The organism is Vibrio chagasii (genome assembly GCA_041879415.1).
Classification (GTDB): domain Bacteria; phylum Pseudomonadota; class Gammaproteobacteria; order Enterobacterales; family Vibrionaceae; genus Vibrio.
The window spans coordinates 979,935-1,006,916 of sequence record CP090851.1 but is presented as its reverse complement, the minus strand read 5'-3'; the positions used below and the strand labels follow the sequence as shown (position 1 = coordinate 1,006,916).

General features: G+C 45.9%; 7 protein-coding genes. 4 read left to right on the top strand and 3 right to left on the bottom strand.

Annotation, left to right across the window (positions count from 1 at the left end; all coding sequences use genetic code 11):
* Positions 1 to 89: 89 nt before the first annotated feature.
* From L0991_04430 to speA, 3 genes are all read right to left on the bottom strand, one after another.
* Complete coding sequence (locus L0991_04430; protein ID XGB63316.1) at positions 90 to 17,990, bottom strand: retention module-containing protein; 17,901 nt, start codon at positions 17,988 to 17,990, stop codon at positions 90 to 92.
* 657 nt (positions 17,991 to 18,647) lie between these two features.
* Positions 18,648 to 19,577, bottom strand: a complete 930-nt coding sequence (speB, locus tag L0991_04425) for an agmatinase (protein XGB63315.1) — start codon at positions 19,575 to 19,577, stop codon at positions 18,648 to 18,650.
* Complete coding sequence (gene speA / locus L0991_04420; protein XGB63849.1) at positions 19,577 to 21,466, bottom strand: arginine decarboxylase; 1,890 nt, start codon at positions 21,464 to 21,466, stop codon at positions 19,577 to 19,579. Before speA ends, speB begins: the two co-directional genes overlap by 1 nt.
* Before the next feature lie 441 nt (positions 21,467 to 21,907).
* Between speA and L0991_04415 the strand changes: the two genes are divergently transcribed.
* From L0991_04415 to L0991_04400, 4 genes are all read left to right on the top strand, one after another.
* The gene (locus tag L0991_04415; protein ID XGB63314.1) at positions 21,908 to 22,612 is read left to right on the top strand and encodes a class I SAM-dependent methyltransferase; all 705 of its coding nucleotides are present in this window, start codon (positions 21,908 to 21,910) and stop codon (positions 22,610 to 22,612) included.
* Between the two features lie 233 nt (positions 22,613 to 22,845).
* A complete protein-coding gene (locus L0991_04410; protein XGB63313.1) occupies positions 22,846 to 24,282 on the top strand; it encodes a coniferyl aldehyde dehydrogenase in 1,437 nt (478 codons plus the stop codon).
* Complete coding sequence (locus L0991_04405) at positions 24,279 to 24,866, top strand: TetR/AcrR family transcriptional regulator (protein XGB63312.1); 588 nt, start codon at positions 24,279 to 24,281, stop codon at positions 24,864 to 24,866. Before L0991_04410 ends, L0991_04405 begins: the two co-directional genes overlap by 4 nt.
* Before the next feature lie 493 nt (positions 24,867 to 25,359).
* Positions 25,360 to 26,934: an ATP-binding cassette domain-containing protein gene (locus L0991_04400; GenBank protein XGB63311.1), complete on the top strand. Its 1,575-nt coding sequence runs from the start codon at positions 25,360 to 25,362 to the stop codon at positions 26,932 to 26,934.
* Positions 26,935 to 26,982: the final 48 nt, after the last annotated feature.

Below are 26,982 nucleotides of genomic sequence, written 5' to 3'. Positions count from 1 at the left end.
AGTCTTCTAGATAAAGAATAGGCCAGCATTGCTGGCCTATTTCGTTATTTTAATCCGCTCTCACTATCGAGCCGATCAGAGCGAAAAAACTACCCATGAGTAATAACATTCTGCTGCACGAGCGCATCCAGAATATCTGAAGGCATGGTGCCGCTTAACGTCAACTGAGGCGCGAGGTCTTCAACCACAATCACTTGCTCTGTTGTACCTAAGCCATCAGGGTTAATGGTTAACTCAACATCATTCCCTTCTAACTTGGCATCAACATGCTGAAGCAATGTCGCCATATTCACATTCGCGTCTTTCAGTTCAGGTAATACCTCACGTAGGTCAATCTGGTCACCCTCGGCTAAGTTGAAGTCAGTGATCGTATCTTCGACACCATCCTCAATGTTCAGCCAAACAAATGAATCCATACCATCGCCACCAGTCAAGATATCCGAACCGCCGCCACCAATAAGCGTATCGTTGCCATCACCGCCAATAAGGGTGTCATCACCAGCTCCACCTTCAAGTCGGTCATTACCTGATCCCGCAGTCAGATCTGTTGCATTAGCCCCAGCCAGTAACTGCACATCATCGGTCTCACCAGCCAAATTAATATCGACCGCATTCGACACAATGTTCACATTTAGGTCGATTGCCGCCGATGTGGCTGTATCGTTGTTATCTAGCTCTTCAGAAACCGCCTCAACTTTAAGCGTGTAGCTACCTGGAGTTTGAGAAAGCCCAAGCACTTGCAAACTTTCAATGGCATCAGCGGTCGCCATCCATACCCCACCACCGAGATCCGTTACGGAGCCGACGTCACTGGTGATTTGAGCGCCCGCTGGCACATCACTGATGTGCAGTGTTAGCTCTTCAGTAACGTCTGTTAGAGCTGCGATGATGCCAACCAAAGGAACACCACTATTACTCACCGACTGACTCGCAGTGATGTTTCTTACGTAGTTAGAGGCCGGATCAATCGTTAAGCTTGGCGCGTTCGCTACAGGCGTCACCGCAATGTTATAAACAACAGGTGCAGTTTCAATGGCGATACCAGAAGGATTACCACTGTCTTTAGCGGTGACCTCTAGGCCGATGTTGTTGGTTGGAGCCAAGCTTGCATCAAGGTAAACCCCATTCGGGCTGGTCGGTGTGTCAATCAAGGCATTCAGATCGCTCAGCGTCCCTACTAACGTCACCGAACCACTATTGTCACCATTAACGGTCACACTAGTACCAGCAGGTAGTGATACGGAAAGCGTTCCATAATCAACGGTCAGCGTTACTGTCATCAAGTCATTAGCAAAGCTATCGACATAATCAGGGTCACTGACATTAATACCACTGAGCAGTTGTCCTGCGTCTTCATCAATCAGAGTGGTGACACTGTCACCACTAACAACAGGAGTATCGTTCACACCTTGCACAACGGCAGTGATTTCACCGGTATCTGTTAGGAAGTCATTAACGCCATTCGTCGTCCCGTCATCCTCTACCGTATAAGTAAACTTAACATCACCGTTGTATTCATCTGCTGCGGTAAATACCCAATATGGGCCAGTAATCGTAGGATCATCCGCACCACCCACGTTTTCGAAGCGTTGTAGTGTGCCTTGACCTTGATCGAGCACCAGATTGGTCACGGTAATCGTGTCGTTTTCTGGGTCTGTCGTCGCTGCTATCAAATCCTCTTCTTTGATGATCAGCTGACCTTCTTCAAGGATGGTGCCTAAATCGATATCCGTTGCATCCGGCTTATCATTCACTTCCGTCACCACAACGCTGATTTCAGCACTGTCAGTTAGGAAATCATCCACACCATTTGTCGTGCCGTCATCCTCAACGCTATAAGTGAATTTAACGTCGCCGTTGTACTCATCGGCTGCGGTAAACACCCAATATGGGCCCGTAATCGTAGCATCATCAGCACCACCCACGTTTTCGAAGCGTTGCAGTGTGCCCTGACCTTGATCGAGCACCAAACTAGTCACAGTAATGGTGTCATTGTCTGGGTCCGTGGTCGCCGCTATCAAGTCCTCTTCTTTGATGATCAATTGACCTTCTTCAAGCATGGTGCCTAGGTCAATATCCGCCGCAACTGGCTGGTCATTAACCTCGGTGACTTCAAGGCTAATTTCAGCACTGTCAGTTAGGAAGTCATCCACGCCATTGGTTGTGCCATCATCGATAATGGAGTAATTAAATTTAACATCGCCGTTAAAATCGTTGTCAGCGACAAATAGCCAGAATGGACCGGTAATCGCTGCGTTATCAGCACCACCAGCATTTTCAAAGCGCGTTAACTGACCTTGTCCCTGAGTCAGAGTGACGCCTGTTACCGTGAGGTTGTGGTTTTCAGGGTCAGAACTTGCTGCAATCAAATCACCTTCAACAATGACTATCTGACCATCCTCAGCAATCGAGCCTAAATCAACGTCTGTCGCGATAGGCGCGTCGTTTACTTCCGTCACCTTAATCGTGAAAGTCGTCTGGTTAGTCTGTGCAGTGTTCGGGTCAGCTGGGTCAATAAGACCATTGTTACCGCCGTCATCGAGCGTTGCGTTGATTGTCACCACCCCACTCTGGTTGAGGTAGTTCTGATCTGGATCCGGTTTGAAGGTCACCGCACCATTGGCCAATGCCGTATTGATGTCAGCTTCTTTACCCGTGATGACCAGTGAACCGTCAGGTTGCAGTACAAACGTTACATCCGGAGAGCTTGTAAACTCAAAGACGCCCTGTGCTCCTGGCAGTGTTTGGTCAATCTCCAACGTCAGCGTATACGGTGCATCTGGGTTATCAAAACTTGCGTCTACGTCGTAGATGCTGAAGTTATTAATCGCCACACCAGCTGAGTCTTCTTGCGTTTCAATGTTAGTAACGTTGACGAACGTTGGTTGATCGTTGATAGGATCAATCACTAAATCCACATCGAAGCTGGTTGGAGTACCCAGGTATTCAGTGTTGTCAGCATCAGTGTCCACAGAGCGAACCGTGATTTGCAATGGACCTGTAATACCCAGCGCATTACCTGTATCGCTATTGTGTTGACCAGAGTTGAATACGATCTTATCAAGTGACTGAGCAGGCACGTCCAGCGTCCAAATCTGTGTCACCGGATCGTAGCTAGCCAAAGTCGTGCCGTCTGGATAGTAGATAGAGGCATCTTGAGGTACACCAGCCACCTCTACACGAAGTGTCTCTGGCGCATTTTCGATATACGTGCCGCTGCCTGTTGCAGACAGCTCTTTATCCAAAATAGTCGCATTGATTTCGATATCAATGTTTTGGCCTTCATTGCCAGTAACAGAATCCGTTGGATTGGTATCAACATCATCCCCCACAGGCACCACATGCAACTTAAAGCTTGGCAAGTTCGAGGCTGCAGTAGGTACGCCTAACAAGGATTCTTGAGTAAAGACAGCAACGCCAAATTCCGCCGTACCACTGAAGTTTTTAGGCGGTAGGATCGAAATCTCACTCAAATCAAATGACAACCCTGATGCTTGAGGGAGTTGAACACTCCACTCACCACCACCATTGTTCTTCACTGTATATGCGGAACCCGGATCTGCACTCATTAAGAAGCCATCTGGCACACCAGTGAACTTAATCGAAACGAACTGCTCTGAGCCGTCTAGGTCAGTGAGCGCAATGGAGACAGGTCCTGTTCCCGATAGAGAAATAGCTTGATCTTCATTGCCCGTGATCTCAATGACATCAGGATCACTACCCGGCCCTGTTACAAGCACATCATCAACCACAGGCACAACTTCAAAGCTAACACTGGTATTGAACGTATCAGTATCGGTTGCCGTTCCGACTGGAGACGAGGCGTCATTGTAGGTAGCAGTATCGGTTATTGTTCCGCTGACATTCACTTGTACTTGGTTAATGTCGTTACCTGTTGGGTAATTGGGAGCAGGACGGAACAATACATTGTCCAAAGCACCGGCATTAATTTCCGCTTCATTGAAAGTCACAGACGTACCAAGCGATACACCCGCGCTTGTGTAAAACGCACCAACACTTGTGTCATCCAAAGTCAGCGTAATAGATGTGAATTTTTCGTCACCACCCTCAACTCCACTGACTTGGTCAGTAATGGTTGTGCTGAAATCAAGCTGAATGTAAGTATCTTCGTAACCCACCGGATCTTGTCCAGGTTGACCATCAGTATCGACAGGATTAAACGAGTCATCGAGCGAACCTACAACCGTTACATCAATGTCCGGGTTACCTTCAACGTCAGGAGCGACTTTAATGACGACATCGGTCACCAAGGTTTTCTCATCACCAGACAGTGTATCTTTGGTTACTATTGTGATTGGTAACCTAAAGTCGCCAGAATAGTCAGCAGGCAGGTTAAGTAGCAGACCAGAGAAATCCGTTGGAACACCCTGATCGACGGTTGTTTCAAATACATACTTCCCGTTTACGAAGTCAACATCACTGCCTCCTCCTAAACTGATTGGGAAAGTTATTCCTGGCGGGATGGTCACAGAGTCATCAATAATGATAGTTACTTGGTCTGTTGAAGCGTCTTCACCGGAGAATGTGATCAGACTATTTAGTGCCGTTCCCAAGTCTAACTGTGTGTCTTCTACAGCATCGACAACGCTATCTGGTGTCATCGTAATATCTGCAGCCACCTCGTTCCCGCCAACAAGCACTTCTGGGAATGACAAGTTCACCTCACCTTCCCTCTGAACCGCAGCTGATGACTCAGTTTCAGCGCCATCGCCTCGATCAATCACGGTACTGTAGATGGTCATCTTGATGTCATTGAAAACGCCTGGAGTGCCAGAAACTGGCGGAAACGCGAGACCGTTTGGTGCACTAATACTAAACAGGTCTTCATTGGTTACCACCCAACGGCCATTGCCTTCATAAGCGGCGCCAATAACAAGTAACTGATTGAGGACAGCATCTGATAACGCCGAGTCGTCCACATTGGTCAGTTGAATAACTAGCTGGTCAACTTCTTCGATAGCAGACGAAGCATCAGTTTCTTGATATCGAATAACAAACTCATCCGTAACCGATGTGTTATCGCTGTTGGTTGTGAATTTGAGAACACCCGTTAGAGCATCCGCGACCACTGTACCCAAGTCTGTAAGACCAGCGACCTCATCGACAACCAGCTTGTTGTTAGCATCTTCAGGCTCAACCACAGGTCGCACACGAACATCAATCGAGCCCGTGATTGTTGCTGTTGCAATACCCTGACCTGGGTCAGTTGCATCAACATATTCATGATCGCGTTCTTCAATCATGACAACCGTATTCAGCGTAAAGTCGGTGCTCGAATCTTGTTCCGGTGTTATCTGAATAAAATTATTGTTCAGTGCTATCTGGGTGAACGCTTCTGGAGTCTGCCCACTCTTAGGTGTGATGGTTAGCGTTCCGGCTACAGCATCGTAGTTCCAAATCACATCACCGTTTACAACCACACTTGCAACACCACTTGGAATACCACTGATAACGATTGAAGTGAAATGCTCATCATCGTCAATGTAATCAGTGCCCTCTGGGTGCCAATCAATGTTGATCGCCGTATCTTCATCCCCACGAGTCACCGTATTGTAGGTTGCAGAGGTATCAATCCTAGGCTCAACCAATACTCGAACTTCTTGGTCAAAGGTAAGCGTATGACCATCATTCTCGGTCACGATCACTTTACCTTGGATATGGATATTCTCTGTCGATGAATCAACAGGTCTAATACGGATGCCTGAAGTTTTCCCCGCTTCAGTGATGTTCGCTTCGTAGATAGGTTTAGAGAGATCAGGGCTACCGCCCGGTCCCGTTTCATAACCAACAAAGTTCAAGTCAATCACGGTACCATCGCCATCTTCCAGAATAACGCCGTCAGGGATGCCAGAAAGAATAACCGTTATCGACTCTGAGCCATCGTCAGGTAGTGGTGTTGTTCCGCTATCTGGTCTTCTCTCGCCAGACAATACAGTGAAGTCGAGTTCAGCGAAGCTATCGCCATTTTGACTCTCTTGAATTGTGGTTTGAACACCTGATGTTGTGCCATCGGTGATTGCTGTCCAAGCCGTACCGTTGGTACCGCCATAAGGAATATCGGCAACACCTTTAACCTCAACGTTTACCGTTTTAGTTCCTAAGATTTCTTCATCAACCTGAGGCCCAGAAGAAAGGTTCGCGGTATCTTTGACAACACCGGTAACCTCAAACGTGAAGTCAACATTGCTGTGTTTAGCAGGAACGATCTCTACATTGGCTAAATCGGAATACGCCACTTCCTGATAATCGACACCGTTGATGGTGATTGTAGGAACAGGAGTAGTGGTTCCGAGGAAATAAAGCACCGCACCTTCGGTTATATTGCTGATGCGAACAAACAACTCTTCGGAGCCATCAGTGTCCACCGAGCCATTCATGGTGATCACTTCATCCAACGTAAAGGCATCTTTGTTCGCCAGAGGTCCTAGGTAGTCTGGATCATCAATATTGTCTTCATTAATACGGATTCGGTTAACGCTGAACGAGCCAGGGTCCGCATCAGCTGTCACATCAATGATAATATTTTGCTCTACAGAGCGAGCCGTTGTCTTATCATTTGCCCCTCCGTTGGCTGCGTCATCGTATGGATTACGCGTCTCTTTCGTAATTGCGGTTGCTTTGAACTCAATTTGCCCAGAGAAGTTATCGATTGGATTAACCACGGTGCTATTGATATCTGCGGCAGCAATCGTGTAGACACCATTGACTGGCGTTAACACATTGCCATTTTGATCCAACAGCTCAAACTTCCCGTCACCTTGAACGGCTTCTAGCTCATAGGTAATCGTCTCAGTATTACTATTATCTTGCGACTCTGCGTTCAGCTGAAGTGTCACATTGTCTTCATCTTCATTCACTTGATATTGATACGTACTATTCGCATCATCCCAAGTGGCAATATCCGCTACCGCTTCAATCTCAATTCTGAAGTTTGAATTTACTGTATGATCAAGTGTGCCGTTGTTATCAATTTCAAGCTCGTAGTTGATTCGCACACCATTGTCATTTGAACCGTAGTTTTGGTCTGGAACAAAGAACAAGTTATCGATTGTCGCGATGATGTCTAATGGCTGGTTCGTGCTTGGAGCAAAGCTCTGCTGCATTTGTGGCGGACCAAACAAGATATCACCGTTTGGTTCAGCGACTAACTTGTGATATTCCACGCCATCAAAGTAATAGAACGTCCCTCTATGATTACCACTTTGAATCGTCAGTTGGCCGATAGACTCGTTATTATCTTGGTCCTTCAGGTTAACCTGCAGCGCAATTTGTGCTGGTGCATCAGGCAAACCGCTTTGGTTATCTTGAATATTCTCTACGCTTGGAGCATCACCCGTTGCGTAAGGGATTGTCGAGTCTCTACCCGCATCCTCAAACGTAGTCACCTTGAGCGATACTGCTGATGACTCTTCATCTGTGATCGTAATATTCAAAGGCGTTGATGACGTATCCAAATCACCGTCTGTCGCAATCACATTGATCGAGAAGTCGATGGTGTCTCCATCATGATCCAGATAGTTGGTCGCTCTAAACTCCACCTCACCATTGGAATTTATGCGCAGTCTACCAAGCTCACGAGTATCGATGCCGCCACTACCATCATCGGTTTGTTCATACACTCGTACCTGCTGGACACCACTGTTTAAATCAAAGCTACTGCTGTATGGCCCATTGTTTCCTGTGCGGAACACGATGTCGGCGCCATTGCTGGTAATGCCCTCTATGCGAGTCAGCGCTGCATCATCCGCACCCACATCCGTCGCATTGGCAAACATGTTAACTTTGGAGTTGCCATAACCTTGACCCTCAACTCGCGTGATCGATTGAGTGGTCACCAATGGAACATCATCGGTTACCGTAATAGTCAGGTCGATCGCGTTCGATTTGTCTTGGTCAAAATCTTCAGCCACGACAGAGAAATCAAGATCTATGGTGTTTTCATTCGCGCCATCAGGGTGCTTAAGTGGTTTAAGCAGCTCAAATTGATAGCTGTTGTTTGAGGTATCAAAAATGATTTCAAACACAGGCTGATTGCTGGTTACCGTCTGTGCTACATAAGTGAAAGTTGTACCGCTTTGTGAAACAGGCAGCCACTCTAGGCTTTCTCCATCAGAAGTTAAGCCTGCAATCACTAAGTTTTCATCGACCAATTCGTACTTAACAACACCATCAGCACCTTCATCAACTGTGAATAGCCCGTTAATAATGGTATCTTCGGATTGATCCGATCCAATCCCAGCAAGATCATCTTCATCAACCACCGTCTCACCCGTTGGCGCACTCATCACTGGCACATCATCGAGCACTTCGATCGGCAATACATACTGATTAGAGTCATCACCGTCACCATCAACTGCAACGACATCAAATGGAATCGTTAAGGTATTGGAATTCGGGCTTGTTGGATGGTTTAGAGGACCTAGCAACGTAAACGTATAAGAGCCGTCATTCGCTAGCGCGAGCGTGAAGATAGGAGTTCCGCTTGTCGTCGTACCTTGATAGGTCGTTGTGTTCGCAGCTCCAGTGACTTCTGTAATAGAAATCGCTTCAGTTCCAGAGGTCAATGTCGCTTCAAGCGCAGAGATATTACGCAGTTCGTAAACCTCTACTTGGTCAGCACCTTCTGTGGTAACAAATGCGCCTGTTGCTTGAGAAACCACAGATCCAAGATCATCCTCATCAACCACAAATGTGCTGGTCGCTGTCGTATCGGTAATGACAGGCACATCATCGGTGATAGTAACGGTCAAAGGTTTCATCACAGAATCGGTATTGTCTAGGTCGACCGCGATCACTGGCAGAGTGAATACTTGATCGTTGTTGCCTTGTACAGGCAGATGATCGAGCTCTTCCAATAAAGTGAACGTGTATTCGCCCAGCACCGCACTACTAAAAGTGATGGTAAAGATATCCGTTTGAACACCTCCACTTTCAACGAAACCAATATAGGTTCCGCTGTTGGCTGGATCTTCTTTAAGCTGAACTACCAAGCCATCCGATTTCAAATCACCAGACGTGTTGAACTGAGTGGTATCAATACGGAAATGGCTCACATCATCACTTCCCGCAGTGAAAGTAATGGTTTCAGTTTGGCTCACAGGTAAGCTCGGAGATGAGCCATCCACAAGATTCGCTTCTTCCAATGCAACCGTTGGCACCGTATCAATTACCGGTGGCGCACCATCTGAAATCGTCAGCGTCACTATCGAAGTAACAATATCGCCGTCTTTGTCTTCTGATGTCACGGTAATCGTCTTAACGATATCACCACCAGAATGATTCAGATTTCGATTAGGCTCAAAGCGCACATCGCCTTCAAGCGTGATAAACAACGAACCTTCCGTAAATACGAACTCTTGCTCACCAGTGTTGGTTTGCACCAGAGACTCTTCAGGCTGACTACCATAAGTAAATTTAGTTATGGTAGCGCCATCAGCACTTTGCGCAGGCATCACATCAAATGTCGTTGTGGTAGGCGTGCCCGTGCTTGGCTCTGTGATGCTAAGAGCACCAGATTGCATTAATTGAACGTCATCACTGATGGTCACAGAAAGCGGTTTAGACGGTGAAATATCGCCATCGGTATCTTGCGCATATACCGACAAGTCAAAGCTGAGATCGTTGTTTCCTAATCCGTCGACATGATCCAAACGCTCTAACAAAGTAAACGTGTACTCACTCGGGGTAGTGTTATCAAATTCTAGGGTGAAGATAACTTTCTCCACACCCGAGCCATCCGTGGTGAATGCTATGTAATCACCGGAACCCGCAGGCTCTTCACGCAAGCTCAATTCAAGGCCATCAGACTTCAATACACCGCTGGTATTAAACAACCCTACTTCGACGACAATCTTCTCGATGTCATCACTGCTTGCGAGTGAAGTAATGGTTTGGGTCACACTGACTGGGCTGCCACTCGGCGTTGAACCGTCAGCCAGTAAGCTTTCAGACAAGCTAACACTCGGAACGACATTCAACGTTGGTCCATCACCATCAACAATAGTGAGTGTGACCGTTGAAGAAGAAATATCCTTATCAAAATCAGATGAAGTAAATTCAATCAGCTTAACTATGTCGCCTGCAGAGTGGTCAAGATTGCGATTTGGTTCAAACCTTACATCACCATCCAAGGTGACAAACAGCGAGCCTTCAGTGAAAACAAATTCCTGCTCACCGCTAATGCTCTGATCCAAAGTAATCGCAGAGCCACCGTCATAGGTGAACTGTGTAATGGTTGCCCCATCAGCACTTGGCGTAGGCAAAACATCAACAGTCGAGGTTGTTGGTGTGCCAGTATTTGGCTCTGTGATGGTTAACGTGCCATCTTGCATCTGTTGAAGGTCATCTTGAATGGTGACAACAACATCACGCTTAACTGAGTCATCACCATCAGTATCAACCGCATAAACAGGCAAGTTGAAATTAAGGTCGTTATTAAGCGCGCCATCAAGGTGATCGAGTGCCTCAATCAGAGTGAAGGTGAACTGACCTTTGTTGACACTATCAAAATCAATGGTGAATACATTAGTTACATTACCGGCCCCATCATCAGTAAACCCGATGTAGTCGCCAGGTGAAGCAGGATCTTCTTTTAGCTGAACAACAAGACCATTTGATTTCAGCACATCACCTGGGTTGAATTCGCTGGTCGCGATTCTAAAGTGGCTTAAGTCATCACTACCCACGGTGTAGGTAATGGTTTGTGTTGAACTCACCGCAGAACCACTCGGCGTTGAGCCATCTGCTAGGTTCACTTCCGATAAGTTCACGCTAGGAACAACATCGATAACCGGATCAATCCCATCTTGGATCGTTAATGTGACATCCGCGGTATCAGTATCGTTATCAAAGTCGCTGGTCGTTACCACAATCGTTCTAACAATATCACCCGCTGAATGATCCAGATTTCGATTTGGCTCAAAACGAACTTCGCCTTCAATCGTGATGTACAGTAAACCATCGGTTACGGTAAACACCTGCTCTGTCGATACATTCGGATCCAAGGTGACAGCAGTACCACCATCGTAAATAAATTGGGTGACCTTTGCTCCATCAGCACTTTGAGTCGGCATTACATCGATGGTTGGCGTAGTTGGAGTACCTGCCACGAGATCAGCCAGTGAAGGCTCAACAATATTCAATGACCCGTCTTGTACACCTTGTACATCATCGGTAATAGTCACTGTCATTGGTGACATCGCAGACTCATCACCATCGGTATCCACCGCTATCACAGGTACATCGAAGTTTAAGGTGTTGTTCTGCAAGCCATCCGCATGATCCAACGCTTCAAGCAACGTAAACGTGTATTGCCCTAAATTGGTGGTTGAGAAGCTGATCGTGAAAACGTTGGTTTCTACGTTAGCACCGTCTTTCACAAAGCCAATGTAGTTACCAGAGTTCGCTGGCTGTTCTTTAATCTCAACCTCTAAGCCATTCGACTTCAAAGCCCCCGAAGTATTGAACTGAGCAGGGTCAATTCTGAAATGACTAACATCATCACTGCCTTCGGTATAGGTAATCACTTGAGTCATCGATACTGGATTGCCCGTTGGCGCAGAGCCATCAGCCAGATCGACTTCAGAAAGACTCACGCCAGGGATGACGTTGATGATTGGTAGATCGCCATCGGTAATGGTTAGCGTGACTGTCGAAGTCACCACATCACTATCAGAATCACTTGAACTGACGACTATCGACTTAACGATGTCCCCGCCCGAGTGATTAAGATCGCGATTTGGTTCAAAGCGTACATCGCCTTGCCGCGTGATATAAAGTGAGCCTTCAGCAACTACAAACTTTTGCTCACCCGCATCACTCTGGTCAAGCGTAAACACTGTGCCATCGTAATTGATTTGGGTAATAGTTGTGCCATCAGCCCCTTCTTGATCAAGAACATTGACGGTCGTTGTTGTCGGCGTACCCGCGGCTAAGTCAGCCACTGTCGGCTCTTCAATGCTGAGAGCACCATCCACCATGACTTGAATATCATCGGTAATCGTTACAGCCAGAGGCGACATCAGAGAGTCATCGCCATCACTATCGACCGCGTACACAGGCAAGTTGAACGTTAAGTCGTTATTCCCTTGAATCGGTGTATGGTCAATCGCTTCTAAAAGCGTAAAGGTGTATTCACCTAAAGTCGTACTGCTAAATGCAAGTGTGAAGACTGTGGTTTCTACATTTGAAATATCCGTAGTGAAGCCGATGTAGTTACCCGAGCCAGCAGGCTCTTCTCGGATCTCAATCACTAAGCCATCAGACTTCAGAGTACCGCCAGTATTAAACTCACTCGGCTCTAAGCGAAATTTTACAACATCATCACTTTGGTTAGTAAAAGTGATGGTTTCTGTTTGGCTAACCGCACTACCACTTGGTGATGAGCCATCAGCCAGATCCGCTTCTTCAAGAGCAACACTCGGCACCGCATCGATAGTCGGGTTATCGCCATCGGTTATGGTCAAAGTAACGGTTGCAGTGACAGGATCCTTATCAAAGTCATTGGATGTCACGACGATGGACTTAACAATGTCTTCGCTCACGGAATGGTCTAAGTTACGGTTGGGCTCGAAGCGCATCTCACCTTGAAGGGTGATGTACAACTCACCTTCTGTGAAACTGAATTGCTGTTCGCCTGTGATGCTCTGATCCAACGTTTTAACGATGCCACCAAAAGAAAACTCAGTAACCGTTGCACCATCAGCACTTTGGTTTGGCATTACATCAATGGTATTGGTTGTTACCGTGCCATCTGCCAAATTCGGCTCAACGATATCTAGCGTGCCATCTTGCATGATTTGAACATCATCGCCGATGGTTACATTAAGTTGAGACACTAAAGAATCATCGCCATCGCTGTCGACCGCATAAACCGGAAGATCAAAGCTCAGATCATTGTTCGCTAGGCCATCTGCATGGTCTAACGCTTCCAATAAAGTAAAGGTGTATTCACCAAGAGTCGTAGTCGAGAAGCTAATCGTAAACACTGGAATTTCAGCATTTGAACCATCAGTAATGAAGCCGATATAAGTGCCCGGGTTCGCTGAATCTTCTTTTATCTCGACCACAAAACCATTCGATTTCAGTTCGCCACCAACATTGAACTCGGTAGGTTCAATACGGAAACGGGTCACATCATCACTTTGATTAGTAAAAGTAATCGTCTCAGTTTGACTTACAGCACCGCTACTTGGCGCTGAGCCATCAGCAAGGTTGGTTTCAGACAGAGTAACACTTGGCACCGCATCAATGGTCGGGATATCACCATCAGTAATCGTCAGGGTGACTGTCGAGGTCACAGTGTCCTTATCGAAATCGCTTGAGGTGACCTCGATCTGTTTAACGATGTCTCCACCAGTATGATCGAGATTGCGGTTCGGCTCGAAGCGAACGTCACCTTGGATAGTGATATACAGTGAACCTTCAGCAACAACGAACTTCTGCTCACCAGTATTATTCTGGTCAAGCGTTAATACGGTCCCGCCATCATAAGTAAATTGTGTGATGGTCGCGCCGTCTGCCCCTTCTTTGTCAAACACATTAACGGTAGTTGTCGTAGGTGTACCCGCAGCCAAATCAGCAACTGTTGGCTCGACAATATTGAGAGCTCCATCTTGCATGACTTGAACATCATCACCGATGGTCACATTCAACTGTGACACCAATGAATCATCGCCGTCGGTATCTACCGCATAAACAGGAAGGTTGAAGCTAAGATCGTTCTTAGCTAAACCATCCACATGGTCTAATGCTTCTAACAACGTGAAAGTGTACTGACCGAGGGTAGTACCAGAGAAACTGATCGTGAACACGTTGGTTTCAACGTTCGAACCATCAGTCACAAAACCGATATAACCACCTGGTGTGCTTGGGTCTGCTTTTAGCTCAACCACCAGCCCATTTGATTTAAGCGCCCCACCAACATTGAATTCTGTAGGTTCAATACGGAAACTCGCCACATCATCACTTTGATTGGTAAAGGTAATCGTCTCTGTTTGACTGACTGCGGCACCGCTTGGCGTAGAACCATCACTCAAATTAGTTTCAGATAAAGTAACGCTCGGTACATTATCAATCGTCGGGATGTCACCATCGGTAATAGTCAACGTCACCGTAGAAGTAACAACATCACTATCTGAGTCGCTTGAAGTCACGACTATCGACTTAACGATGTCTCCACTTGTATGGTCGAGGTTACGATTTGGTTCAAAGCGCACATCACCTTGCAGCGTGACATAAAGCGAACCTTCAGCAACCACAAACTTCTGCTCTCCCGTATTGCTCTGGTCAAGCGTAAACACTGTGCCGTTGTCATAATTGATTTGGGTGATGGTCGTACCGTCTGCCCCTTCTTGATCAAGAACATTCACAGTCGTGGTTGTCGGCGTACCCGCTGCTAAATCAGCGACAGTCGGCTCTTCAATCGTAAACGCGCCATCTACCATGACTTGGATATCATCGGTGATCGTCACAGCAAGTGGCGACATTAGAGAATCATCGCCATCGCTATCAACCGCGTACACTGGCAAGTTAAACGTTAGATCGTTATTACCTTGAATTGGTGTGTGATCAATCGCTTCTATAAGCGTGAAGGTGTATTCACCTAAAGTCGTGCTGCTGAATGCAAGTGTGAAGACAGTAGTCTCGACATTTGAAGTGTCTGTGGTGAAGCCGATGTAGTTACCCGAACCTGCAGGCTCTTCTCGAATCTCAATCACCAAGCCATCAGATTTCAAAGTACCGCCAGTATTAAACTCACTCGGCTCCAAACGGAATTTTTCAACATCATCACTTTGGTTGGTAAAAGTGATAGTTTCTGTTTGGCTAACCGCACTGCCACTTGGTGATGAGCCATCAGCGAGCTCCGCTTCTTTAAGTGAGACGCTCGGTACCGCATCGATTGTCGGGTTATCACCGTCGGTGATGGTCAGAGTAACCGTTGACGTTACTGGATCTTTATCGAAATCACTTGAGGTGACCTCTATCAACTTCACGATGTCTTCACTCAAGGAGTGGTCTAGGTTACGGTTTGGTTCAAATCGCACCTCACCTTGCAGCGTGATAAATAATTCACCCTCTGTGAAGCTAAATTGCTGCTCACCCGTGTCATTTTGGTCAAGCGTTCTAAGTTGGCCGTCATAGGTGAACTGAGTAATCGTCGCGCCATCAGCACTTTGGTTTGGCATCACATCAATGGTGTTAGTGGTCACCGTGCCATCAGCCAGATTAGGCTCAACAATATCTAATGTGCCATCTTGCATGATTTGAACATCATCACCGATAGTCACATTCAGCTGGGATACAGCAGAATCATCGCCATCGCTGTCTACCGCATACACCGGAAGATCAAAGCTCAGATCATTGTTTGCTAAGCCATCTGCATGGTCCAACGCTTTTAATAGGGTAAAGGTGTATTCACCAAGCGTGGTGGACGAGAAGCTAATCGTAAACACTGGAATTTCAGTGTTTGAACCATCAGTAATGAAACCAATGTAAGTACCTGGATTCGCCGCGTCTTCTTTTACCTCGACCACAAAACCATTCGATTTCAGTGCGCCGCCGACATTGAACTCTGTAGGCTCAATACGGAAGTTCGCCACATCATCACTACCAGAGGTAAAAGTGATCGTGTTGGTTGCACTTACTGCACTTCCACTTGGTGCAGAGCCATCAGCTAGATTGGTTTCAGATAAAGTAACAGGTGGAATCAGATTGATTGCCGGGTTTTGACCATCGGTAATACTTAACTCAAGCGTTGATGTATCAGTGTCACCATCACCATCTTCTGCTAAGAATGAAAACTGTTTGATGATCGTTTCGCTACTTGAGTGGTCGATATCTCGAGCAACCTCAAAACTGAAATCACCGTTAAGCGAGATAGTGACCACTCCCTCAGTGAAACTGAAGGTTTGAGGAGCATCTGGCAGTAAGCTTTGATCTAATAAATAATCAACACCGTCGTAGTTGAATGATTGAATTGTCGAACCATCCGCACCTTCGAAATTGAACAGGTTATACGAGACAACAGTATCGCCAGCTAAAGTTGGTTCAGTAACAGATTCAACCTTATCAACCAGTTCAACGACATCATCTTTAACGTTGATAAGAATCTGGGCAGCTTCTGGAGTACTTGAACCACTGGATAACGCCGATCTATCGCCATCGGCATCTACTGCATAGATAGGCAGTGCAAAGGTTAAAAGTGCGTCTTCAGCACCTTGATGCGACAATTCTTCATAGAGGTTAAATTCATAGCTACCCAACGATGGGCTATCAATTTTTACATCAAAAACCGTAATTCTTGCGCCATTAACCTCGACATAGCCTTCGTACGTTCGCACACCATTGGTTTCATCAACCAGTTCGAGTAACACAACCTCACCGTTAGATATCAGTGTGCCGGCGGTATTAAACTCTGCAGGTTCAAGTTCATGATGATCGATAATGTCACTATCAAAAATTTCTGAAGCGACACTACCACTTCCTGAGACCGTTGCCGTTCCCTCTTGAGAACCGCCAACAATACCAGCTTCATCAACATCAATACTGTCGACATTGGTAATGACTGGTTTATCGCCATCAGAAATAGCGAGGTTGATGGTATTGGTTACGACATCTTGGTCAAAATCGGTAACCGTGATTGGCAAAGAGAAAGAAAGCGAATCAGTGCCGACTTGCTCAATTGGTCTCAACTGCTCAAATCGATAGGTACCGTCAGTATCTAAGCTAACGGTTAAAATAACATCGCTGCTACCTTGGATTGACAGTGTTATGGTACTTCCATCAGCAGACAAAGATGCAACGGTCGCCTGATTATCACTGAGCACACCATCAAATTGAGCAAGTGCGCTTGAGTCAAAAACAGCTGACTGTAGATTATCGCTACCAATATTTGAAAACGTGCCCTCAATTGCAGCACTGCTTGTTTCAACGTTGTCGATAGACACGCTTTCGGCAGACGGATCTACCCCATCAAGGACGGTTACTTGCGCATTAATCGGTGTGACGAGCTGATTACCTGCGGTGTCTTGGCCCTGTATGTCAAAGGCGATGTTGATTTGGTCACCCGTAAAGGAAACCTGTCCGCCACCAATCGACGGAACATGATCTATCGGCTGAGAAATGGTTGTCGTCAGCGATAATTCAATGTCATTTCCGACACTTACGGCATCAATATCGATGCGCAGCACTTCATCTGTACCTTGAACACCAATAATCGAATTAGAGGCTGAATCATACGTAAAAGTAACCGGTTGGCCACTAGAGGTAATGTCGCTGTTGAGTTCACTAAGGAGCGAGGCGAGAGAAAGTGTTTCTGGAGCAAAAGAATCTGGGTCAAGCGCTAAACTACCCGCAACAACGGTATCAGTAACCGTCACCGATTGAGGATAAGTATTTCCGGAAATGGAACCTTCGGTCAGTGTTTCAGCGATGGATTGACCACCCGATGAGAGCGTGATCGATCTAAGCTCTTCCCTATCTTCATCAACAGATTGATCTTCTAGGCCTGAAGTTTCAAAGAAGGTTGAAGGACGAGTTTCTGTATAGTTGTAATCAATGGTGACAAAGCCTGCATTTGCAGAACCTAAACCGCCACCGGCTGCGGTAGCTTCTAAAATTTGAGTTGGATCGGCACCACCTAAAATGGCTTCTTGAATCGCCGCAAGATCTTCATCAGTGAATGAATCATCAGCAGCTTGCGCCAAATCGATATTCACCTCTCCGGCGATCGGTGCATCTGCCCAAGCCAAGTCTTGATCGACACACCCAACACAATTGCCTTCAACCTCAACAGGGCCGCTAGGCAAACCTATTAGGAGTTCAGCATCATGCGCGGTAATAACAATCTCATTTTCACGGATGATATCGCCAACCGAAACTTTTCTGGCACTGCCGTCAGGCTTAACTACAACCACATCTCCACTGGTAGCTTCAACTACCACAGTCTGACGCGAAACTTCGATATCCATATATCCCCCGATGTCACAAATCGCTTCTTAAGAGCAGTGAACATTGTTTGTAAAAGCAATTTCAGGTTTTCATTAACTTATATCTCGCTCTTCGGAACACATTCAAACGGTTCATCGAAGAGGTACAAAAAGAGATTAAATTTCACCTGTTTTTTTATAGTTTACTTACCTTTAAGCCTAGTCTTCCCCATAAAAAATGCCATATCTGCGTGAGTAGAGCTCTTCTTGCAAATTTGTCTATTTTCCAAGGGTTTCCAGAACACTAGTTAAAAGTTAGTAGGGTGCTGATTTATATGCAAATAAACTCACAAAAATATACACCTCTCAATTTCATAAATTTATACCGCAATAAAGTTAACAAATCATTAGCGAAAATAAGGCATTAATTGAAGTGAGCTATACATCAACAACTAAACAGCAACTATTCCCATCTTTGAGACAACACGCAGGCTATCGCCTCTAGAAAACCATAAAAACACAATAAAATAGGTTGCATAATAGATGTTTAGCAGAAGATTACCCAACCTTCAGCGTCAGCGTTATCACCTTTGCGATAGCTCAGTCAGTCAAGCGGTAGAAAAAACAAAAAAGCCCACCAAGTAAAACCTGGTGGGCTTTTAAATCAGATAGCAACGCTACGCTTATAACAGCGGCATTTTATGATTTAGCTAGACGATTCGCCGTCCAAACATAAAGCAGCTCAAGCGCTATCGTAGCACCTGCTAACGCTGTGATGTCACTTTGGTCATACGCTGGAGACACTTCTACAACGTCCATACCAACCATGTTGATACCCTGCAAACCACGGATGATTTTCAGAACTTTATCGGAGTTCAAACCACCACACACTGGCGTACCAGTACCCGGCGCAAAAGCAGGATCAAGACAGTCGATATCAAACGTCAGATACACTGGCTTATCACCAACAATATCTTTCACTTGAGCAATAATCTCGTCCACACTCATGTCATTGGCTTGCATCGCATTAATGACGTTGAAACCATGGCCTTCTTGTTTGTACTCAGTACGAATGCCGATCTGCACCGAATGTTCTGGCGAGATAAGACCTTCGTTTGGTGCATGGTAGAACATGGTGCCGTGGTCGTAACGACTGCCTTGGTTGTAGGTGTCAGTATGTGCGTCGAAGTGAATCAACGCCATTTCACCGTACTTCTTACCATACGCTCGTAGTAGAGGCAGTGTAATGAAGTGATCGCCACCTAGACCTAACAGAGTTTTACCGCTATTTAGAATCGCATCAGCTGCTGCTTCCAAACGCTGAGTTAGGTCTTCTGCGTCACCGCAATCAAACACAAGGTCGCCAGCATCAATCACCGAGGTATGTTCAAATACATTGAAGTCCCACGGGAATTTCTTACCTTCCCACGCCAAGTTTACCGATGCACGACGAATCGCATCAGGTCCCATGCGAGCACCCGGGCGGCCAGATGTCGCCATATCTAGCGGCGCACCCAACACAACCACATCAGCGTCGTTGTCGATTGGGTTTTGCACCAACGGACGACGCATAAACGTCATCGCATTGGAGTACAGCGAGTAATCTGGTTTCGTAAATAGATCGTTCATTAAAAATCCTCAAGATAGGTGTAACCCATCAAGCCTTGCTCTAACTCTTCAAGTACGCTTTGCTGCTCTTGCGCTGGTACTTTCGCCGTTACCAATTCTTTGTAGTTCTGACGAATTAGGTCCATATCAATATGAACGTAACGCATCATGTCCTCTACTGTGTCGCCTTCGTTGATGTAGTCAATGTTCGCTTCTCCGCTCTCATCAACATTCACCACAACACTGTGCGTATCACCAAATAGGTTATGCATATCACCCAAGATCTCTTGGTACGCCCCTACTAGGAAGAAGCCCATTAGGTATGGTTCATCTGGGTTCCACGCTGGCACTGGCAAGGTTGTTTCAATGCCTTGACCATCAACATACTGGTCAATCGTACCGTCAGAGTCACAAGTGATGTCCAACACCACAGCACGACGCTCATCCGCATTGTCTAAACCGCTCAGTGGCAATACAGGGAACACCTGATCAATACCCCAAGCGTCTGGCAATGACTGGAATAACGAGAAGTTCACGAAGAACTTGTCCGCTAAACGCTCGCTCAACTCATCCAAAATTGGACGGTGGTAACGGTTCTTAGTACTCATACGAGTGCTTAGCTCGTAGTTGATGCGCAAAGACATCTGCTCAGCCCAAGCACGATGCTGAAGGTTCAGCATACCGGTCGCAAATTGGTTGTGCGCTTCTGCAATATCACTCTGCGTGTCGTTGTAGATCTCAATCAACGCACGGTCGTCGTTACCAGCATCAAGTTCTAAGAAGTTCTTCCACATGTTGTTAAGCAACAGTGGTGCATCTGCTTCTGGCGCTAGCATGTCTTCCGGTGAGTAGCTTTCAGTACCAATCACGTTGGTGATCAACACAGCATGGTGCGCTGTCAGTGAGCGACCAGACTCCGAAATGATCACAGGTTGTGGCTGATTGTAGACCTTACAAATGTCTCCTACCGTCATCACGATGTTACGAGCGTACTCAAGCAGGCCGTAGTTCATTGAGTTTGAAGATTGGCTACGTGTGCCGTCGTAATCGACAGCTAAACCACCACCAACATCTAAGAACTTCAGTTGAGCGCCAATATCACGCAGTTCACAGTAGAATCGAGCCGCTTCACTCACACCATTGCGCACATCACGAATGTTCGCCATTTGCGAACCAAGGTGGAAGTGCACGAGCTCTAGAACATCCAGCTGGTCTTCTGCTTTCAAGCGCTCGATAACAGTAAGCACTTGTGATGCAGACAAGCCAAACTTCGACTTCTCACCACCACTTGCTTGCCATTTACCTGCGCCTTGAGAAGCAAGACGGATACGTAAACCCAAACGAGGTTTCACACCCAGAGCTTTCGCTTCAGAAAGAACAAGATCAAGCTCAGACAATTTCTCTAGAACGATAAAAACCTTGTGCCCTAGTTTCTCGCCAATCAGTGCAAGGCGGATGTATTCTCTGTCTTTGTAACCGTTACACACGATCACAGAGCTCGCTTTTTGAGCCAGCGCCAATACCGCTAATAGCTCAGGCTTGCTGCCCGCCTCTAGGCCTAGCTGCTTTTGCTCTAATTGAGCTTGGCTCGCTAAGATCTCATCAACCACTTCTTTTTGCTGGTTAACTTTAATCGGATAAACAAGTAGGTAACGGTTGTCGTACTGATATTCTTCGATCGCTTGGTTAAATGCGTTACAGATATTGTGCACACGCTGATGCACGATTTGAGGAAAACGCACAAGAGCAGGTAAACCAATATTTCTTTGCTCTAACTGTTTTACGATCTTACTTAGTGGGACTTGATGATCCGTTTCGCTCGGTGATACATACACTTCACCGTTGTCATCAATGCCATAAAAACCTTGGCTCCAGTGCTTTACGTTATACTCAGCACGGATGCGTTCCAAATTAACCGAATTTTCCAATTCTAGAGACCTCACACTATAGGGCCATCGACAGAAGATACCTCTTTGGAATAGCGAGGTATAACCCAACAAAAACGTTCAAATACGATTTGTTGGCTGCATTAACCGATATTATTAAGAGCGAGTCCAACCATTGATATTTGTGGTTACGATTACGTTTTTTTATCGACAGATCGACTTAAAGTGACAACTAAGGAATTACAAGGTTTTAGGGCAAAAAACAGACTGAAGTGCATTAAAAATAAAGCACTTTCTAACAAAAATTTAGGTGAATAAAATAGCAATGACGCCTAAAATTCTTAGCTAATTTGGTGATGTTAAGTCAGGGTTGTGACAAATATCGGCACTTCACTATCACTACTCTCGCTATCACCAAGATAGTCAGTATCCTGTTCTTCCATACCTATTGATGAGTGTTAAATCATGTCCGAAATGTACACCACCTACGCAAAGCAATACGACTCTGCTGCTCGCGATAATATTTATAATGCCCTACTAGAACGCCCATCAACCATAGCCTTACTAGACGATGTTAAAGGGCTCGATATTGTCGACCTTGGTTGCGGTTCAGGTATATACGCACAATGGTTTATCGACCAAGGTGCCAACAAAGTCACCTGTACCGACCTATCTCAAGATATGGTTGACCTAGTGAACGGAAAACAAATCCCCAATGTGACCGCATACGCGCAAGATGCTGCTCTTGGTTTACCTAAAGAAACAGACAACAGCGCTGATGTCATCGTGTGCCCATTGGTACTGCATTACATAGAAGATCTAAAGCCTGTCTTTGATGACGTTTATCGCGTTTTGAAACCGGGCGGCTACATCGTGTTTTCCACTCATCACCCATTTGCGGATTTCGAGTGCACCCTCTCAGGTAACTACTTTGAGCGCGAATTCATTCAAGAAGAGTGGAACACGGTTGGAACACCCGTTCAGGTAAGCTTCTACCGCCGTTCATTAACGGAGCTTTGCCAAGCTGTCAGCCAATCTGGCTTGCTGATTTCACAAATCACTGAAGGCACAATCGACGAGAAAGCCAAAGCCATCTCTGAAGAAACGTACGAACGCCTATCAAAAAACGTTAACTTCATCTTTATGCGTTGCGAGAAAGTTTCAGCCTAACCCGAAAGCACATCGCGTGTGCCTTTAACGACACCAAAGGCACACGTTCACTTCTCACAAATCAGTCACTTCTTCCTGAATACCCGCTTTTCCGTTGTTGGGCCCACTTAGCTCAATTGCCAGTTCATTGCACAAAAAATAAACTTTTTTCGTCCATATCTTGTATTCGACCATAACTTCTTGTAATTTTAACTGACCAACCAATCGGTCAGCATTCGAATTTAGGGGATACTATGAGCCATAATCTAGACCTTGAACCAAACACGTCGAGCACCAACGACATGGATCAAATATTCAACCGACAGCAAGATCACTACCGTAACAACGTTAATCCAAAGCTTGAGCAGAGACGAAATGATCTCTCAGTCTTGAAAAAACTATTAATGCGCTACCAAGAGCAGTTAATTGAAGCGGTATCAGAAGATTATGGCCATCGAGCAAAACACGACAGCTTAATTGCTGACATCACCCCCTCCCTACACCAAATTAATTACAGTGATAAAAATCTTAAGAAGTGGTTGAAGCCTTCACGTCGTAAAGCCGGCTTGATGCTAACACCAGCCAAGATTACTGTGCATTATCAGCCAGTAGGTGTAGTTGGCATCATCGTGCCTTGGAACTTCCCAGTGATGCTCTCTTTGGGGCCTCTCATCACAGCATTGGCAGCAGGTAACACAGCAATGCTCAAGATGTCTGAGTTTACTCCTGCAACCAACCGTGTTTTGAAAACGATGTTGGCCGAAGGTTTCAGTGAAAAACAAGTGGCGATCATCGAAGGTGAAGCCGACGTTTCTGCTAAGTTCAGCCAGCTGCCGTTCGACCATATCCTTTTCACAGGCTCAACCTCTGTTGGTAAGCACGTAATGAAAGCCGCAGCTGCTAACCTAACGCCAGTGACACTAGAACTTGGCGGTAAGTCTCCAACCATCATCGCACCAGATTTCGATGTCGCAGACGCGGTTGAACGTATCCTGTTTGCCAAGAGCTTAAACGCAGGTCAAATCTGTGTCGCACCGGATTACATCTTATTGCCACGAGAGAAGGTCGATGCATTTATCACCGCTTACAAGCGCTACTTCAAAAAGCTCTATAAAGCAGGAATTGAGAGCAAAGACTTGACCTCAGTGGTTAACATGCGCCAGTACAATCGATTAAAAGGGGTAGTTGAAGATGCGAAGTCAAAAGGTGCCGTGATACATACCGTTACCGAGCAGGCACAAGACGACGTGAACCACAGAATGACACCGCACCTTCTCACCGAAGTGAATGATGACATGGTGGCAATGCAAGAAGAGTTGTTTGGCCCTGTGCTTCCTATCGTGCCTTATGATTCGATTGACGAGGCAATAAGCTACATCACAACAAGAGAACGTCCACTTGCCTTGTATCTAATGAGTCACGACAAGAAAACCCAAGACCGATTCCTATCGGATACACACTCTGGCGGCGTTTGTATCAATGACTCTTTGGTGCATGTGGCAGCGGAAGATGCGCCGTTTGGTGGTATTGGCCCTTCAGGCATGGGACACTACCACGGCATTGAAGGCTTCAAGGCCTTTAGCCATGCAAAAACCGTGTTGACTCGAGGCAAGATCAACTTCACTAAGTTGATGCACCCTCCATACAACAACCCAATCAAGAAAATGATGTTCAAAGTACTGAATCGATGATTACAAAAAGGCAAAAAATCCTAGATGCTGCGCTCCTACTCTTTTCCCAACAAGGGTTAGAGGGCACATCTACAGGGCAAATAGCGAAGACCGCTGGTGTAGCAAAAGCGACACTGTTTCATCACTTTGAGAACAAATCTCTACTGATTGATGAACTGTTTCGTGAACTTAAAGTAGAGCTATTTTCTACTCTGGCTCAACACACAGAAATCGCTGAACAAAATCGCTATCAAGCCTTTAAATTCATGTGGATGACCGGAATTGAGTGGGCGTTAGAAAACCCAATCGCCATGAAATTCTTCACCAATGTGCACTTTGACCCAACGACTCAAACTCGTGAAGTCATTGTTTCGCAGATGTTTGCGTCACTCGATGACATCATTTTGAAAGGACAGCAAGCCGAAGAATTGATGGTGCTAGACATTAATCTCGTTAGACACTTCATCCATAGCCACTTTTTGATCTGTGCGAACTGGCTTGTTGATCAACAAGAGCCGCAGACAGAGCAGTCAGAAAAGTATATCAACGACAGTTTTGATATGTGCTGGCGTGCCATTGGTGGTCAAGCGCAGCCGTCCTGTTAGCTAGACTATCAGCGGGCTATAAGCTAAATACCCTGCCATTAAGTAGCGTCAGATTTCATTGAATCAATAAAAGCGTCTCATCGGCGCTTTTATTATTTGGCTACGTTTTAATCACCTTACCCTGTTGACTTTTTAAGCCCGCATTCAGTACCATTCCACCATCATTTCAAAAGAGAATAACGCCATAATGAAGTACTAACATCCTGACATCCGATTTATTTTTTAAAAATCATTTGGACACTCGGGGTTAGTGGGCGTTACTTCGTCATCTATTTTCGCGACATATTAAACTCTTAAAGATCCGCCGATTAACGGCCTGCATCTTCCAGAGCAGACCTAAAAGACAGAAACCATCTCAATACCACTCTCTCTCTTTCATTGGTCATCTATCTAAGTAACGTCTTTGGCGATCTGTTGTTAGCATCCAGCTGGAGCTTGCACAGAAAAGCGCCTCGCCCCTTTTACTCGTTTATACGTAAAGGGAGGTATTTTTATGCCTACTATCTTAGCCAATAATCTCTCATTTCAGCTCGATACTGGTGAGTGGCTATTTAAAGACATCACCTTCAATTTGAACTCGCGACTGACTGGCTTGGTTGGAAGAAACGGAGCCGGAAAGTCGTTGCTACTTTCATTACTCACAGGGCAAACACAGCCGACATCTGGGAGTTTGTCTAGACAAGGCTCGATTGGTTTCTACTCACAATTGCCCTCAGAACTTTTGGATAGCACGATCAGCATTGCTGATTTCTTAGGTATCACGAAGAAACTCAATGCCTTGCACGCTATCGAACAAGGCAGCTGCGAGCTTCAACATTTTGACATCGTTGGTGACGGTTGGGATTTGCAAGAAAACACTCAGAGGCTGTTAGCCAATCTGAAAATAACCAGCGAGTTGGCCACGCCATGCAACACATTAAGCGGTGGGCAACTTGCCCTTTTACAGCTTCATCAACTGTTTACGTCAGACCACAACATACTGATTCTCGATGAGCCGTCAAATCACTTAGACAGTGACGGACGCAGCTGGTTGATAGAACAGTGCCAACAGTTTGAAGGCAAAATACTAATGGTTAGCCATGACCGAAGCCTGTTGAGACACATGGAAGGGATCTACCACCTCAACAGTTTGGGGTTACGTTTCTATAAAGGAAACTACGATGACTACTTCAAACAAATGTCGAATCAGGCCGATGCACTAGATAAACAGATTGCTCATCACCAATCAGAAAAGAGACGACTGGAGCGCCAAGCTCAAGCCAACAAAGAAAAAGCACAACAGCGAGAGGCGCAAGGAAACCGACTGCGAAAATCCGGCAGTCAGCCCAAGATCTTACTGGATGCGATGAAAGACAAAGCCGGACGAACACAAGCAGCGTCAGCCACGAATCAAAGTAACTTAAAGGAGCAAAATCTAGATAAGCTTCAATCTCTTAAAGAACAAAAAGAGCAACTGAAACCGCAGGCCTTGTATCTACAACAGAGTAATAGCAAGAAAAAGAACGCGCTATTAACTGTTGAAGATTGCCGACTTGAATATGGGTCTGGTACTGCTATCAATTTTTCTCTGTCACAAGGTGAACGCTGTTATCTAAGCGGCGCAAACGGCTGTGGTAAATCGACACTGTTAAAAGCGATTCACAACGAACACTCGCACTATACTGGTACTATCAAACGCTTAGGAGCTACGGTATACCTTGATCAACACTTTGGTTTGTTAGATACCCAGAACACTATGTTCGATAGCCTCATGACACATAGTGACGGGCTCACAGAAAGTGAAGCTCGGACATTGTTAGCAGGCATCGGCTTTAGGCGTGATTCTGTTTACCGCAAAGTCGCTCACCTGAGTGGTGGAGAGAAAATGAAGCTAGCGATGTTGATTGTCAGCCATAAGCAAGACTCCCCATTACTGCTGCTTGATGAGCCAGACAATCATTTAGATATCGACTCAAAGCAGATATTGGCGTCAGCTTTGCGTGAATACCAAGGGGCTTTTATCTTAGTCAGTCATGACTTGGATTTTGTTGAGGAGGTCAGCGTTAGCCATATGCGTATTCAGCTTTAACCTTGATATCAACGACCGCGAAGCTTAGATAGGCGAGTATTGTTGCGG

Excerpts from the sequence above, each read along its gene's own strand:
- L0991_04430 (XGB63316.1), bottom strand. The coding sequence starts at position 17,990 with ATGGATATCGAAGTTTCGCGTCAGACTGTGGTAGTTGAAGCTACCAGT.
- speB (XGB63315.1), bottom strand. The coding sequence starts at position 19,577 with ATGAACGATCTATTTACGAAACCAGATTACTCGCTGTACTCCAATGCG.
- L0991_04415 (XGB63314.1), top strand. The coding sequence starts at position 21,908 with ATGTCCGAAATGTACACCACCTACGCAAAGCAATACGACTCTGCTGCT.
- L0991_04410 (XGB63313.1), top strand. The coding sequence starts at position 22,846 with ATGAGCCATAATCTAGACCTTGAACCAAACACGTCGAGCACCAACGAC.
- L0991_04405 (XGB63312.1), top strand. The coding sequence starts at position 24,279 with ATGATTACAAAAAGGCAAAAAATCCTAGATGCTGCGCTCCTACTCTTT.
- L0991_04400 (XGB63311.1), top strand. The coding sequence starts at position 25,360 with ATGCCTACTATCTTAGCCAATAATCTCTCATTTCAGCTCGATACTGGT.